Annotated in this window: 9 protein-coding genes; all 9 read right to left on the minus strand. The window is 34.4% G+C overall.

What is annotated here, in order from left to right; genetic code table 11:
• Positions 1-16 precede the first annotated feature (16 nt).
• The 9 genes from BZG02_RS07950 to BZG02_RS07990 all read right to left on the minus strand — a co-directional run bounded on the left by BZG02_RS07950 (position 17) and on the right by BZG02_RS07990 (position 15,821).
• A complete protein-coding gene (locus BZG02_RS07950) occupies positions 17-1,474 on the minus strand; it encodes a TlpA family protein disulfide reductase (protein ID WP_101260881.1) in 1,458 nt (485 codons plus the stop codon).
• A gap of 39 nt (positions 1,475-1,513) precedes the next feature.
• Positions 1,514-3,004: a hypothetical protein gene (locus BZG02_RS07955; protein ID WP_143470437.1), complete on the minus strand. Its 1,491-nt coding sequence runs from the start codon at positions 3,002-3,004 to the stop codon at positions 1,514-1,516.
• Positions 3,005-3,047: 43 nt separating this feature from the next.
• Positions 3,048-4,250: an AhpC/TSA family protein gene (locus tag BZG02_RS07960; RefSeq protein ID WP_101260883.1), complete on the minus strand. Its 1,203-nt coding sequence runs from the start codon at positions 4,248-4,250 to the stop codon at positions 3,048-3,050.
• A 22-nt stretch (positions 4,251-4,272) separates the two neighbouring features.
• Positions 4,273-5,697, minus strand: a complete 1,425-nt coding sequence (locus BZG02_RS07965; RefSeq protein WP_180335667.1) for a TlpA family protein disulfide reductase — start codon at positions 5,695-5,697, stop codon at positions 4,273-4,275.
• A gap of 59 nt (positions 5,698-5,756) precedes the next feature.
• A complete protein-coding gene (locus BZG02_RS07970) occupies positions 5,757-6,968 on the minus strand; it encodes a thioredoxin family protein (RefSeq protein WP_101260885.1) in 1,212 nt (403 codons plus the stop codon).
• 6 nt (positions 6,969-6,974) lie between these two features.
• The gene (locus BZG02_RS07975) at positions 6,975-8,423 is read right to left on the minus strand and encodes a TlpA family protein disulfide reductase (protein ID WP_101260886.1); all 1,449 of its coding nucleotides are present in this window, start codon (positions 8,421-8,423) and stop codon (positions 6,975-6,977) included.
• 111 nt (positions 8,424-8,534) lie between these two features.
• A complete protein-coding gene (locus BZG02_RS07980) occupies positions 8,535-10,499 on the minus strand; it encodes a protein-disulfide reductase DsbD domain-containing protein (protein WP_101260887.1) in 1,965 nt (654 codons plus the stop codon).
• A gap of 277 nt (positions 10,500-10,776) precedes the next feature.
• The gene (locus tag BZG02_RS07985; protein WP_101260888.1) at positions 10,777-12,174 is read right to left on the minus strand and encodes a RagB/SusD family nutrient uptake outer membrane protein; all 1,398 of its coding nucleotides are present in this window, start codon (positions 12,172-12,174) and stop codon (positions 10,777-10,779) included.
• 11 nt (positions 12,175-12,185) lie between these two features.
• Positions 12,186-15,821, minus strand: coding sequence for a SusC/RagA family TonB-linked outer membrane protein (locus BZG02_RS07990; protein ID WP_101260889.1), 3,636 nt, complete (start codon positions 15,819-15,821; stop codon positions 12,186-12,188).
• Between the last annotated feature and the right edge of the window lie 132 nt (positions 15,822-15,953).

Raw genomic sequence — 15,953 nt, forward strand, 5'->3', positions numbered from 1 at the left:
GCTTATTTCGAATTTATTATTTAAGATTATTATCAATTAATTCATAAAGCTCTTGAGTTTCAGGGCTTGGAGCCTCTCTTCTAATTAATCGACCATCAGCTCCAATTAGTATATAACGAGGAATACCTTGTACCATTAAATCCTTTTTAAAAGTATTTTCGTTTTGAGTAGTGTTTAGCTGAATACCTGTAAAAAGATTGTCCTTATTAGCAAGTACTTTTTTCTTCCAAGCATCTACATTTTCATCAACCGAAATGGCAATAAATACAATATTTTTCCCTGCATATTTTTCCTTTAGCTTGTTGAATTTTGGCAATCCTTTAATGCAAGGCGCACACCAGGTTGCCCAACAATCCATCATTAGCATTTTGCCTTTAAAATCGGATAAAGAAACATCCTTACCGTTGATATCCTGTAAGGTAAACTGTGGAGCCATATCTCCATCTTTATAAGTTGCTTCTCCTTCTTTAAACTTCTCGTACCTTGCTAATGATTCTGTATCCTTAACTTTCACATAAATAACACTATCCAAATAGGCTCTCACATCTGCATCACGAGTTCTCATGTAGCCAATGGTTAGGCCATTGTACATAGATGTTTTAATGACTTCAGGAAAATCGCAAGTATCCAGAAAATTCAGTTTTGCCTTATAGTATGGTAATGATTCACGCTCATGATTAGAAAGGGCATCTTCCATTTGCATGTAATACCCATCTCGCACATAGTCAGCATATTCAGGAAGTTTCTCGTAAAGCACAAAGTCGTTCTGAGGAATTCTATCTGCAAAATAATTACTAAAGTTTTCAGGCACTTCAATTTTAGTGTTTGGAAAATAATCTGGAGCAATTCTACCATATAGATTAATAGTTGAATTTAAATCAAGCATTTTTGTTAATTTTAAGTGCTTCACAAATTCCTTATCAATAGAAGTATGCTTTTTAGCAAACTGATCGATAAAAGCAACGATTTTCTCCAATTCACTTTCTTGATCTGCAATAAAATCAGCAGGTAATTTCCCATAAACTTTAGGGTAATTCTGCTCCTTATAATCTGCCCAGGAATTATACTGGTAAAGTGCTTTTTGCTGATCTAACTCATGCAACAAAATAGATTCTTCAATATTTTCTCCTGATACAGAAATTGCATTTTTATCCAATGCAATCATCTTATTTTTATCAACAGTGAGCTTCAAAATAGCACCTGCTTTAAGGTAGATTTCTATAGAATTCATACCTCCAAAAGTAAGATCGTACTTTCCAGAAGGTATTTCTTCACTCTCCAATTTAAAGTGTCCGTTAGCATCAACAGCAATTTGCTCATTTAGCTCTTTACCCCATAAACCAATTGCTTCATCGTGGCCAACAACTGTACCTTCTATTACAACTTTGTTCGATTTTGTATTACTCGTTTTATTCGAGTTACAAGATACCAACGCCATAAGCGACGCAAGTATCAAAATATAATATGCTTTCATTTTTTAATAATTTAAAAAGAATAATCTGATGTCTTTACATTAGGGCAACACAATGAACTTGTAACCATCACCCTCTGAGAAATAAAGCTTCTTCTTATTGGTTTTGAACCATTTTGCCCATTCTTCAGCAGTCTTGAATGACTCTTTTGTGTATCTGATTAAAAGTTCCATAGCCATATCGGAACGATCTCCATTATTCAACATTTTTACAGCCGTAGCAAGTAGTTTGATATCGCTGTTAGGAATTCCTAAAGATTTGGCATCTTCATCCACTTTAGTGTCATAATATCCAATAGGATAGAAATAATCCATATTATCAATGTAGTACTTCTCATAAGCAGCCCAGTTCTCACCATATTGATCCTTCAACTCTTGAGGTTCATGACGAATGGTCCAAACACGTGTTTCTTTTCTATCTGGTGTTTGCAACATCATTTCTTCAAACTCAGACAAATCTTTACCTTCATCTTTTTTCGCTTGTAATTTCTTTTTATTTTCTCTTTGTTTTACTGCTCCTTCTTCGATATAATTTAACCATGCTGCTGATCCTTGATCGGAAACAGTCCACTGTTGTTCTCTTAGTAAGGCACGTGTCATTGTTCCTTTCACTTTACTAGTAATCTGCTTAGCTCCCTTAAATGGGGCGATATAATAAACCGCATTGATAAAAGCTAATTTGGCACTCTCCGTTAAATACTCTGGTGCTGCCGCAAATCCCCAATGAAAGAAATTCGCATGACGACCAATAGCAGTAGAATTAATTCCTTTATCACATGTTCCACTAGAAATCCATTCGGAATCGATTTCATTATCGAAACCAAATTCACTAGAAACCAAACCTACAGGGAATCCTTTTTCGTCGCGATAACCTTCGGTTTGAATTCGCCACATTGGCATACTTTCCCCTAAATCGCGACCACTATATCGTGCATGATAATTCCCAGTAAGCTTTACATCTTCTCTTGACATGTCTACTTTAAAGGGCTTATTAAAAATTGGATGCTCTTCTTTCATTCCAAGCGCATGAGCATCCAAACAAAGGCATAAATGATCAATATTTAACTCACGTCCCTCCCCAATATAAGCAGATGGTTCTCCAATCATTATGGTTGCAGCATCATACTTCTCTGTTAAAAATCGCTGTCTTTCGTAAACCATTTTCCCCGTTTCCGGATCGGTTGAACGACCTCCTGCAAATGCTTTTAAATAAGTATCAATAATCGTTACATCATAAGATGCAGACATTTCCTCTTTAAAATCTTCCCCGTAAACAACTTTAACGGTATTGAAATACTGATTTAAAAATGCTTCAAAATCAGGAGTTCGTGCTTTTTGCATCTCAATTACTCGTACTGTATCAACCGCATAAGCTTTATCTCTTTTAGATAATGGCTTATCAGGATTTGTACCTACATACAAAATTTTCAAATCAGATTTGTCATTCTGTACTACTGCTTTTAGGTTTCCTTTTGTTGTTGTAAAAGACAACATCAAAATTAACCCTAGCGTTACTTTAAGTATATTTTTCATCTCTTTATCTATAATAATTGGTTAGGCATTTTATTATTACTGATTAATATCCGTACAATTCTTCCATCTTTTTATCCAAAGACTCGCCTCTTAACTGACGACCAAGAATAACTCCTTTTTCATCTAATAAGAAGGTTGTTGGTAAAAATGGCACTGCATATAACTTAGAAACTTTACCATACTGATGGTCTCCGCCTCCATCATCAAAAACATGATTCCAAACTGTTTGATCTTTTTCAATTGCCTTCAACCATTTTGATTCCACATCGGCGGCACCAACGGCAACCACTTCGAAGCCATCTTTGTGATATTTTGCGTAAACTTCCTTTAAATGAGGGAATGATGCACGACAAGGTCCACACCAGGATGCCCAAAAATCAACAAAAATATACTTCCCTTTTACTTCCGATAAAGTAAGAGTTCCTCCTGTATTTGTTGGCAAAGTAAAATCGGGAGCAGTTGCTCCTTCGGCTAAACGATTAAAAATCTCATCGTACGTTTTTGTATAATATTCATACATGGAAGTATGCTTGGCTTCCCCACCAAAAATTGGATAAATCTCTTTCATTTCCTCTTTAGACATTCTGCCTTCGCTAAACTGAAAACTTAGCACATATGGTGCAATAGCAGAGTTTGGATGCTCTTTTATGAAGTCTATCTTCGATTTTTTTCTTTCAGCATAACGTTCATTACTTAAGTCTTCATACTTAGAAAAACGTTCTCTGTACTTTTGAATCAATTCTTCATCTTTAGATTGATAAACTTTTATCATTTCGGCACGCAAACCCGTAAATACAGCATACTTTTCCTGATTAAAAAGACTGTCCTCTTCAAATTGATGCTTATTTAATAAATCATTTAGCTTAGAACCAGTCACTTTAGTATAAATACTATTCATACCATCCTGCTTCTTAGTAACATCTAAATCCAATGTCATTGCACAATTCTCCAGAATAAAATCGGTATAAAATTCTGAGCCTATTCTTACACTATGCTGATCCGCATAAGCAATCTTTCCTTTCAACTCAAATTGGCCATTTTTAATTTGCGCACTATCTATAACAACAGGTTTCGCATCTCTATCTGTATAATTTAGTTCAACTATTTTAAGCATACCAGAATCTAATCCCTTAACGGATCCTTTAATGGTATAGCCATCAAATTTTTCTTTCTGCTGGCAAGAACTTAGTAGTATTGTAATACTCATGCAGAACATAAGTAGAAACCTTAATTTTGTGTCTTTCATCTTTGTAAGTCTTTTATTTCGTTTAAATTCCACACTTATTAAACAAGTTAATCAATTCGGGATTTGATGGTCTTGGCGCATCAGGTGTTACAATTTTTCCTTCAGGACCAATTAAAATAAACTGAGGAATCCCCATAATCTGATACTTCTTAACAAATTCCGAATCGAGGGCTTTGTCAGCAATTAGTTGCACACCACCCAGCTCTTTTTCTTTAACAAATGTTTGCCACTTGCTTAAATTTATAAGCTCATCAACAGATAGGCTCACAAAAACAATATTTTCATTTCCATGATATTGCTCTTCTACCTTTTGTAAATAAGGAATTTCGCCTCTACATGGTCCACACCAAGTTGCCCATACATCGATATAAACATACTTTCCTCTAAAATCAGATAAGGAAGTCGTTCCTCCTTTACTATTCTGATAATTCACAAACTCAGGAGATTTTTGACCAGGCTTAGTTGCCATTAAACCATCGTATGTTTCTCGAACAGCATCTTTATAAACTTGATTCGAAACATTAGCATTAAAGAAATCATAATAAGCTTGCAAATTTGGTGTTCTTGTAATATCATATCTAGCATTCATGATGAACAATTCTTCCAAAATGCTTTTGTCAGTAATCATTTTGCTTAGCATTTTTAGCTTTTCAAGCGGATCCGCCTCCCAAATATTACCAACCAGTTTTGTATACTCATAAGCGTAATATCCTCTCAACAAAAACTGATACAGAACAGATCGTTTAAATTCACTATAATCTTGCATATTGGTTTCTGAAACCACATCGAAAAAATCTGATGGTATTTCTGGAGCATCTTCCCCATTTATATATCTATAGCCCTGAGCATAGGCAATATAAGAACGAACCTTAGTGTATTGAATATCCTTTTTTTCATTGGAAATAAATGCATCTGTTAAACCAGTACTTGATGCAAGTAACTGCATATATTCACCCTTATAAGCTTCTTGCTTTTTTATGAAAGAAGCAACATCATCACCTTTTTCATCACGGTAAATATTATTTATTCTATTGTCTATTTGTACCTTTTTAAACAAATAATTATTTACATCAGATGCATCACCAGTAAATACTGTTGTGTTTTGAACATCTAAAAAATCAGAAGTCAACTGCAAATGCTGTCCTGGTTTTATTGTAAATGCAAGCTGACTTTTAGCTTGACCTAAAGAAAAAACACGTTTCCCATCAATGTACAAGGTGTCGATAAAACTTCCTTTTCCATCAAGTTTTAGTACATGCGTAATAGCTGGAACTGTATCGATACTTATACTGGTGAAAATTGAAGCAAGCTTTACTTCATCCTCATTTGCATTTATTAATGTACCCGAAACTATCGCATAATTTACAGTTTGTTTTTCTGTACAGCCTAAGAAAACAAGACTGATAAAAAAGAAAATTAATTTTTGAATATTACTATTTCGTTTCATGTTACAAATCATTAAAAATTCTTTTAAAAATATTTATTACTGATACGGAAATCATATCACTACATTGCTTTAATAGCCTCAACAATTTCAAGCTTATCATGCTTTAATTCCATTCCCAAAACTTTCATTTTATCGAGATAAATATTCACCTTCTCAACAGCCAATTCCTTTTTATTTTGTCTTTTGTAAACAGAAGCTAAAAAGAGATAAGGTTCAGCTGTATCTGGAGATAGTTTTATGGCTCTCTCACAATTTGAAATCACCCATTCATCCGCGCCTTCAATATCTTTACTCTCCGAATCTAAAGCAATACCATAAACCGAAGAAATAATACAATACACACCTTCCTCATTACTTATTGCAAAATCATTAGCGATGTACTTATTGGTCAGGTTAAAATAGGCATCAAACATTTTATGACGCAAATAATACTCCTTATATCCCATTCTTGCAATACCTTCTCCACGCGAACTAAATTCAGATAGATAGTTCTTCAATGCCTCATCTAAAGCTTCGAATGTGACCTCCCGCTTACTCATTAATTTGCCAACATAAGTGGTATGTGCATAAAACAAATACTGATCGACTTCTTTTATACTACTTACTTTTACAAATTCTTCCTTGTGATTTTTAACAAAAAGACATCGCGAACCTTCATATTCAAAATCAAGCATTCTTAAAATTTCGAAATTAGTTTTATCAATTAAATCTTCGTTTGATAAATTTGACAGATATTCATTTCCTAAACGCTCGAACTTCTCTTTATTCCCTTGATTTGCAATAGCCACTAGGTAATTAAGCATGAAACCAGAAGCTCTTTCCCCACTTTCATATTTGGCCTCCATAACATCAATTCTTTTCGATGGATCAAGCGCTTTCTTTGCTTCTTCTATCAAAGATGAAGCATCGGAGGCAGCCTTAATGGCATGCACAACTGCCCCATTGCTATTAATAAATAACAGAGTAGGATACGAATTAATTTGAGAATACATCTTCTGTACCCTTGGCCCCTCGCCTTTTTCCATATCCATTTTGATGTTCACAAAATTTTTATTGAAATAATCACCAACTTCCTTTATAGGGAAAATGGTTTTGGCTAGCCATTTACAAGGCCCACACCATGCTGTGTAGCAATCCAGAAAAACCAGTTTATTTTCAGTTTTTGCTTTAGCTAATGCTTCATCGAAAGTAATGTGCTCAAATTCAATTCCTTGAGCAAAAGCTGAACTAGTATATAGTACAACTAATAGCGAAATAAGTATTTTCTTCATAGCTGACTATAAGTTTTCATTAATCAATTGATACAATTCTTCAGTACCTGGACGTGGCGACTCTCTACTAATTAAAAGCCCATCGGCTCCAATTAAAATGTAACGTGGAATGCCTTGAACCATTAAATCTTTTTTGAATGTGTTCTTGTTAATAGAAGTATTCAATTGAATTCCAGTAAGCACACCACCTTTATTCTCATTCACTTTTCTCTTCCATAATTCCACATCTTCGTCAACCGAAATGCCCAGAAATACGATATTCTTTCCCGCATACTTTTCTTTCAACAAGTTGAATTTTGGCAAGCCCGCAACACAAGGTCCACACCACGTTGCCCAACAATCCATCATTACCATCTTTCCTTTAAAATCTGATAAGGAAACTTCATTTCCATTAATATCGGTTAAAGTAAATTGAGGAGCAGGTTTGCCATCGGCATAAGCATTTTGTCCTGCTTTATATTCTTCAAAACTTTTTAGTCTTTCTTTATCTTTTACTTTGTCATAAATAACTCCATTCAAATAGGTTTTTATAGCATCATCATTAGCTCTCATATAACTAATAACAAAACCATTATACATATCCTCTTTGATTAAAGCAGGAAACGAACAAGTGTCTAAGCAGGCTAAATTTGTTTTAAAGTAATCCATCGACTCACGTTCATATTTCGACAATACCTCACGCATTTTATCATGATAACCTCCTCTTACATACATGGCATATTGACCACTTTTGTGATACAAGTTAAAATCGTTTTTAGGAATTTCATTTTTGAAATAGGCATCAAACTTTACAGGAATTGTCCAGTCTTTATCTGGGTTATTTCTTTTAGCTGTTCTTGCGTACAATTGGAAAGTAAAATTATATCGTAACAGTTGTTCCAAATTATAAACCTCTAGGAAATTTTCTTGTATTGATTTTGTTTCTACAAACTTTTTAACAAGAGCTCTTTCTTTTTCCAACAAACTCAACTGATAAGCCTCAAATTCTTGAGGATTTTTCTTTTCTACTTCTGGCAGATAAACTTCTTTATATGCTGCTCTGTCGTACTGAAATTTTGGAGAATTCACCATTAATGCATAAAGTAATTCAGTTTCATCATTATTCTCTCCAGAAATTGTTACCGCCTTTTTATCGCAGGCTTCCATCTTATCAAGATCGATATCTAGATGCAAACTCGTTCCTTTTTTCAGGTAAAGATCTAAACTACTTTCCGATCCCAATAATAGTGAGTAGTTTCCCTCTTTTATTGAATCGTAACGAACACTAAAATTGCCGTTACTATCCAGATTGATCACTTCCTGTAATAACGTTCCGTACAGTGTTAATTCTTTATCATATCCAGTTACATGACCATCGATAGTCACGCTAATATTTTGAGCTTGTTCCGCTTTTTTTGTGCCACAGGAAACAAGGATGAAACTTACAATTACGGCTAAAAAATAATTTACTTTCATGATGAAATAAATAAATTGTGTTTGAAAAAAGTATGTATTCTATATGTGGAAATTACATATAGGAACGCTTTGTATTCCTATGAAAAGAGCCGTTCCTATATGCTAATTCGATTAAATTTCTAAAATGAATTCTTTCTTTTTGGGTGGAAAACAAATAGAAGCATCGCAACATTGATAGTACAACCAACATGTAATTGTTGTTCCCTTTTCAACATCAGCACCAATCTTAATTGCTTGCTGAAAACTATCGTCATTTTTGTAAATTAAGATGCCTGGTTTTCCCGGATAAGGCGCTGGTGCTGTTTTTTTCCATTTACCAACTAGTTCAACATTTGCAGGCAATTCAATGCCTTGTTCGGTTTTAATGTAAGCTTCTCCTTTTGGCACATAGGCATAAATGTGATATCCCTCCATAATTTTCGTTTGAATCACCACAAGTTTTTCACCTTCGTTTTCTCCATCCACTAAAATTGCTCCTGCACTTACAGGTTCTTCGTGTGTTGGTTCATCCAATTCTATAGTAGCAACAGCTTCTTTCTTATCTTCAACTTTCTTATCTTTTCTAGGACGAGTATCAGGATTCGCATTTGCATCGTTAATCAACCAAACATATCCACCAGCTTCGGTAAAGAACATTTTACTTTTGTATTTGTTATACCAAGTTCTCCATTCAGTAGCCGTAGCAAAATCTTCAATAGTGTAACGCCAAAGCAATCTGTTTGCTTTCTCTGCATCTTTACCTGTTTCCAAAAGAGAAATTGCAACATCTAATATTTTAATATCAGTATTGGCTACACCTAAGCTCTTAGCATCTTCATCAACTCTTAAATCGTACATGCCATCAGGCTGAGAAAAGAAATAAGGCTTATTTTCCTTTAAGAATGTTCTCACTTTTAAGGTATCCAAGCCTGTGATTGAACTCCAGCTATTTCTTCCTATTTGTTTCTTTAAATATTCTTCGCGTGTTGGTAGTTCTTGAGTAGGCATAGAAAGCGTCATCTTTTCATTTTCAGACAATTCCTCTCCTTTTGCTTGCTTTTCTTTTAGTTCTTTTTGAGCTTTTGCAGTCTTTTTGTTCATTTCTTGATAGAACTTAACAGTTCCGTCATATGACTTCTTTGTGGTATAAAAAGCTAGTTCATCAATATATACTCTTGTTGCAATACGTTGATTGTATTTTTTTGCAATAAATTGGTCATTCTTGTGTTTGTATGTATACACAATAGCATTGGCAAATACTTGCTTTGCTTCGTCAGTCATATAATCCGGCGAGCCTGCAAATCCCCATAAAAAATGATTTCCATGACGACCAATTGCTACGGCTGTCTTTTGTTTGTCACATTCTCCACTCGAGATTACTTCTGCGTCTGGCGAATCTGTAAAACCCCAACCACGAGCTACCATACCAATACGGTAACCATTCCCATCATGATAACCTTCCGTATTCACTTCCCACATTGGAATTTCAGCTGGCATATCCAAACCATCCCATGATTTTAGAATTGGAGCTGGTGTTGGACGATCTTTAATGGTAGGATTAACTTTAAATGGTCCTTTGAAAATGGCGTGATCAAATTTGGTGTGGTGTGCATGGCGGTCTAAACATAGACAATACCAATCTAATTTAGAACCTAATGGATTTCCCATATCAGCAGCAGGATGCCCAATAAACACCGATGGACTATTAAAATCAGCAGGTAAATATACAGCTGGCTCGTATTTTAAGGTTGCTCCGGTTTTTGGATCACGCTCATATATTCTGTCCTTAATTGATTTTACTCTTTCATCGAATATGGTGACATCAAATTTCTTTGATAGATCTGCTGTATAATCACGACAATCTACACTTTCCACCTTAGCAAAATACTGATTTAGATAATCAATAAAAGCAGGCATTCTTGTTTTATATTCTTTAGCGAAACGTTCTCCTGAAGTCCATGAAGTAGGAGTGTTGGCAGGCATTTCTTTATCTGGACTATAACCTACGTAAAGTACGCTTACATCTTGTTTTTCCTGAGCCTGTGCAATTAGCACAACATTTAAAATAACGAGTAAGGTAAATATTTTTTTGATCATAATGTTAAATCATTAATTGTTTATTGGTAATTAATACTTGTCGATTCCAAACAGGCTTACAAATTGATTTTCAAGAAAGAGTTATAGTTTTTAAATCTGTATTTTGATAAAACAGATTTTGGAGTGGTAATAAGAATAGAAAATTAAATTCCATTCAGAAATAATTTTTCAGGTGTTTAAGTGTTACCCCAAACACCTGAAATATTTTATAAATAACTAAACGGTCAATTTAAATATGAGATAAAACCTCGATTGATAATCGACCAATTTTAGTTGATTAGTTAATAAGAGAAACTCCATCTCTAGGACTTTGTTCCCAAGAAGGGTTAAAGTCCATTACCTTTAATGGAATGTTCATATACCAGTTATTGGCATTAGGAGCAATTGAATAATCTTTACCCAAAAAGCTTCTCGTTAAAGTTTGAGTATAATCACCAGTAACCATTAACCTTCTCATATCGAATAAACGTATATCTCTAAAAGCCAATTCTCTTTTTCGTTCAGCTAAAACAAATGCTAATGCAGATGTTAAATCAGGAATATCTGTTGTTGTTAAATCAACATATGTACCTGTTACATAACGTTTACTACGAATAGTATTCATGTCATCGATAATATCCTGAACATCAGAACCTGCAGTTCTTGCAAGACACTCACTTCTATTTAAATACAACTCTGGCACAGAAAGTCCGATATTGAATTCAGACTCGCTTGGATCAAGGTATAAGTTACCATCACCGTCGGTATTTCCAGAAGTCAATACAGCTAATCTTCTATCATCTGCATCAAAAGTACTAGCGAAGTCCGGTGCAACAGCAAATCCAACTCCATAACGACCATAACTTATTCTTGACAAAAAGTTATGTCTCCATTTTCCATAAATAACCTCTTGACTCTCTATAACAGTTGGAAATGGGTTATTGATATCAATAATATTACTATTAATACCTAAGGCTAAATCAGCATTTTCTTTTGCTTTATCATACTCTCCCATGAATAGATAAATTCTTGACAAAAGTGCATATGCCATATCCTTACCAGGCATAAGAGTCTTATAGTATCTAGTTTCAGGAAGATATGGTAAAGATTCAGTAAGTTCTTGAACCATATAATCATATACAGCTTTAACTGTTGCTCTATCAGGTATTTGAGCATTTACATCAGCCAAAACAACTAGAGGTACAGATAGATCAGTAGATGAAGTTGATGCATTATAAGATTTTCCAAATGCATTCACTAAATCAAAGTAATCAAAAGCACGAGCAGCTCTCGCTAATGCAACTAAAGTATTCAATTCATCTTCTGTACCTGCAATAGTTTTATTATCAGCTTCTTCAATAATACTGTTGTAAACAAAAATACGAGCGTAGCCCCATTCCCAGAACTCATTACTCTCAGTTAAACTTTCATCAGTGAAATCAGTCAATAGATAACGTCTAATGTTATTAGCATCATTTGCTGCTAAGGTTGCAGCATCACCAGTAACTTGATCAGACATTAAAACTAAACCAGCTGAAAAACGTCCTTGCATCGTATAGGTAGAAAGCATTAAAGACTCAAAATGCTCAATTTCTGTAGGAATAAACGACCCTTTGGGTTGTTCGTTTAGGAAATCTTCACACGAAGTGAAGAAAACCGTTAAACCAATTAATATAGCAAATATTTTATTTTTCATTTTATCCAGAATTAAAAGTTAATATTTAGACCAACAGTATAAGAAGTCATAATTGGCATCTGTCTTTTACCAAAAGACATATCCATAGCTTCAGGGTCGATACCATCTTTGTTTTTAGTCCATTTTAGTGGATTCGTAACCTGGAACATAGCTTGTGCAGATCCTAAGGATAAACTTGATAAGAACTTCTTAGGAAAATTGTAGATAAAATTAACTTCTCTAAGCTTGATATAGTCAGCAGATACTACATTAATATCAGCATAAGCATATAAATAATTAGCTAAAGCAGGCTCTGTATATCTAGTCCCAACTTTTGGAATGTTTGTATGATTTTCATCACCTGGCTTTTTCCATCTTTTAGATATATCTGCATGTGGTCTATAAACCTCGTCAATAGCAATCTCAGGAACATCCTTACGCATGATGTTTCCAAAACTACCAACAAATAAGGCTGACAACTCATAGTTTTTATACTTAAACTGAGTGGTAAAACTACTAACCCATGAAGGCACTACTGTTCCGCTAAACTTAAGCATACTAGTACCTTCCATATCTATATAACTACTTGATGCTTCTCCATTCTGGTCTATTGCTTGTGCATGTCCTTGCTCATTTAAACCAGCCCACTGGAAACTATATAAACCATTTGTAGGTTTTCCAGGAGCAGAATATAAACCACGTAGTAAATCTTCAGGATACTGACTTCTTGTTGAAGTATTAATATCAACAACTTCGTTATGATTATACGATAATAAGAATTTTGTTCCCCAGTAAAAATCACCTTTTTCCATAACCGTTCCACCCAATTCGAATTCGAATCCTTTATTAACAATTGTACCATTGTTAAAAGTAACACGAGTCAAACCATGAGTAGGATCAATTTCCTTTCCTGATAATACATCCTTACTTTTTCGGTGGTAAAAATCAATCGAACCTGATAACTTACTATTGAATAAACCAAAATCAAGTTTTAAATTGTTCGTAATTGTTTCTTCCCACTTTAAAGAAGCATTTTTAGGTGAACTAATAGTACCAGCCAAACCGTTATGATAGGAATCAATAGATTGGCTAATTTGCAACTCTGGAATTGCACCTCTTGCCACGTTACCATTACTACCGTAGGTATAAGTAAACTTTAAATGATCTAACCATTCAATTTCTTCCATGAACTTTTCGTTAGATACATTCCACCCAGCACCTAAAGCCCATAATGGCTTTTTATTGAATCTTGATTCTCCACCGTATAAATTGAAATTATCAATACGACCACTTGCATTAAACACATATCTATTATCGAATGTATATGCAAAGTTTCCAAAATAGGATGCATAACGGTCATCAGTAGATGTTAACTGAAAGAAATCATCATAATTCCCAAAGTAATAGCTATAACCATAACTACCCAAAGTTCCAAAATTAAATCCTGAAAGTGAAGCTATATCCATAGGCTTCTCAATCAATGTTTTGGTATCTAAACCAAATTGACTAGTCTTATAATATTCACTATAGCGTTTACTGATTTCTCCACCACCTAATGCTGTAAATGAATGTTTACCTAATTCTTTTGTATAATTCAGAGTTCCACGAATAGTATATGAAGAATTATCGCCAGTATTTATTTGTTGAATAGCACCTTCTGGTATTTTATCTTCAGCAATTGTACCATTAGGCCCGCCAATAGCAAAAAATGTTCTAGCTTGAGCTACTCCTCTATGCTCTTTTCCCCAGTAACTTTTATCAGTTCTACTGCCTTTTTCATACTGAACACCACCATTGAAGTTTAAGCCTTCAATAATTTTATAATTAAAACTGGCCTTAAGTCTGGTCATATATGACTCATAACCTCGTTTTGAATGGTCAATATCATTAAGAATGTTACTAAACGTATTTATACCATATGTATCCAATAAAGATTGAGAATGTGATAGAGGATATGAACCTCCTAATCCTAAAGGTGCACTAAGGTATCCACTAGATTGATTAGCATAACTACCATCCTCATTCTTAAGCATTTCCCATGGAGTAATACGATCAACAACTGCACTTCTTCCACTATAACCAGGTTCAGCTGCATAAACAGGAGAATAATCAACATCTTCGTACATGAAATTAATACCCAGACTTGCTTTTAAGCGACTGTTGATATTAAAATCGTTATTCATGCTGATATTAATTTTTTCATTTTCATTTCCTACATATCCTCCAGATTTCTTCATGTAGTTAATCGCTGCACGATAACTAATATTTTCAGTTCCTCCTTGGATTGATAGGTCATGTTGTTGAATAGCACCAGCTTCAAGCAACTCATCTTCAATCTGACCATAATTATCACCACGTGCTCTAAGTTCAGCAACACCAGCATTATAAACAGCTTCAGTAATAACTCCATTTTTGTAGTCCTGCATCAATGTACCTAACTCAGTAGGGGCCCAATAATTCATATAAGCTGCAGGAGCTCCTTCGAATGATTCTTCTAGAAAGGTAATCATTTCGTCTGCCGAAGCTTTATTTAAATAATCAAGATCCCATTTAGGAATGTATTGATGTGTAAATTTATAAGAAACTTTAGGCTTAGACTGAGTACCTTTTTTAGTTGTTATAACAATTACACCATTTGAAGATTGAGATCCCCAAATTGACGCAGCAGCAGCATCCTTAAGAAAAGTAATCTGCTCAATATCGTTAGGATTAACACTTGACAAACCTTCACTACTTGGAAAACCGTCAATAACAACTAGTGGGGAAGAATTTTCAGACATGGTAGAAATACCACGCATAATCAAACGATTATCATTATCTGAGTCTGGTAAGTAACTTGCCATTGAATTACCATCACCAAACGATGAGTTTAAAACCCCAGAAGTTAAACCTTCCAACTTGCTTTGCAAGCTAGTTTCCATACTTCTCATATCATCTGCTTTAACAATAGCATATGAACCAGTCGATCTTTCTTTTGAAATAGTTTGGTATCCTGTAACAATAACCTCAGCCATTTGTTCCGCATCAGCAAAAAGAGTTACATTAAGTACTGTTTGTCCTTCATAGACAAATTCCTGAGCAATCATTCCTACAAATGAATAAACTAAGATAGCCTTATCTACCTCAAAACCAATAGAGTAATTTCCATCTATATCTGTAGCAGCTCCAACAGTTGTGCCTTTTACAACAACAGAAACACCTGGCAATGGAATCCCATCGTTATCTGTAACCTTACCCGTAATTATTTTCTTTTTCTGAACTGGAGAGTTTACAGACTCTGTTTTAACAGGCTTTGTAATTTCACGAGGAAACAGAACAATCATTTTATCCTCAACACGATAATCTAAATTGGTGTTTCGTAACACCTCATAAAGTACTTGATCAAGACTAGCATCATGAAACTCTACGCTAACAGCCTTCAATTCATTCACATACTCGTAGTCGTAAATAAAATCGTAGCTACACTGTTGTTGTATTTGCTCAAGAACTTCCTCAACACTAGCTTTCTCCATCCTAAAATTTAAGGATGTTTGCGAAAAAATCTCATTCGCATTAACACTCAAAATTCCTAGCAGAAATAAAAATACACTTAGCTTCATGGTTAGTAGTATTTTTCTTAGCGGTGAGAATCTATTCTCACAGCCAACGTAAACACAATTTTTTTTCATAAATTTGAAATTGGGTTAGACAATCGGTTTAACTTACATTTATTGAGTCGTAAGACTCTTATTTTCGGGGAACCTGGTCCGTTCCCCGTTTTTTTTTATTTTTTCATAAGCTCCTTCATTTAAAGGATATTT

The organism is Labilibaculum filiforme (genome assembly GCF_002843315.1).
GTDB classification, from domain to species: Bacteria; Bacteroidota; Bacteroidia; order Bacteroidales; family Marinifilaceae; genus Labilibaculum; species Labilibaculum filiforme.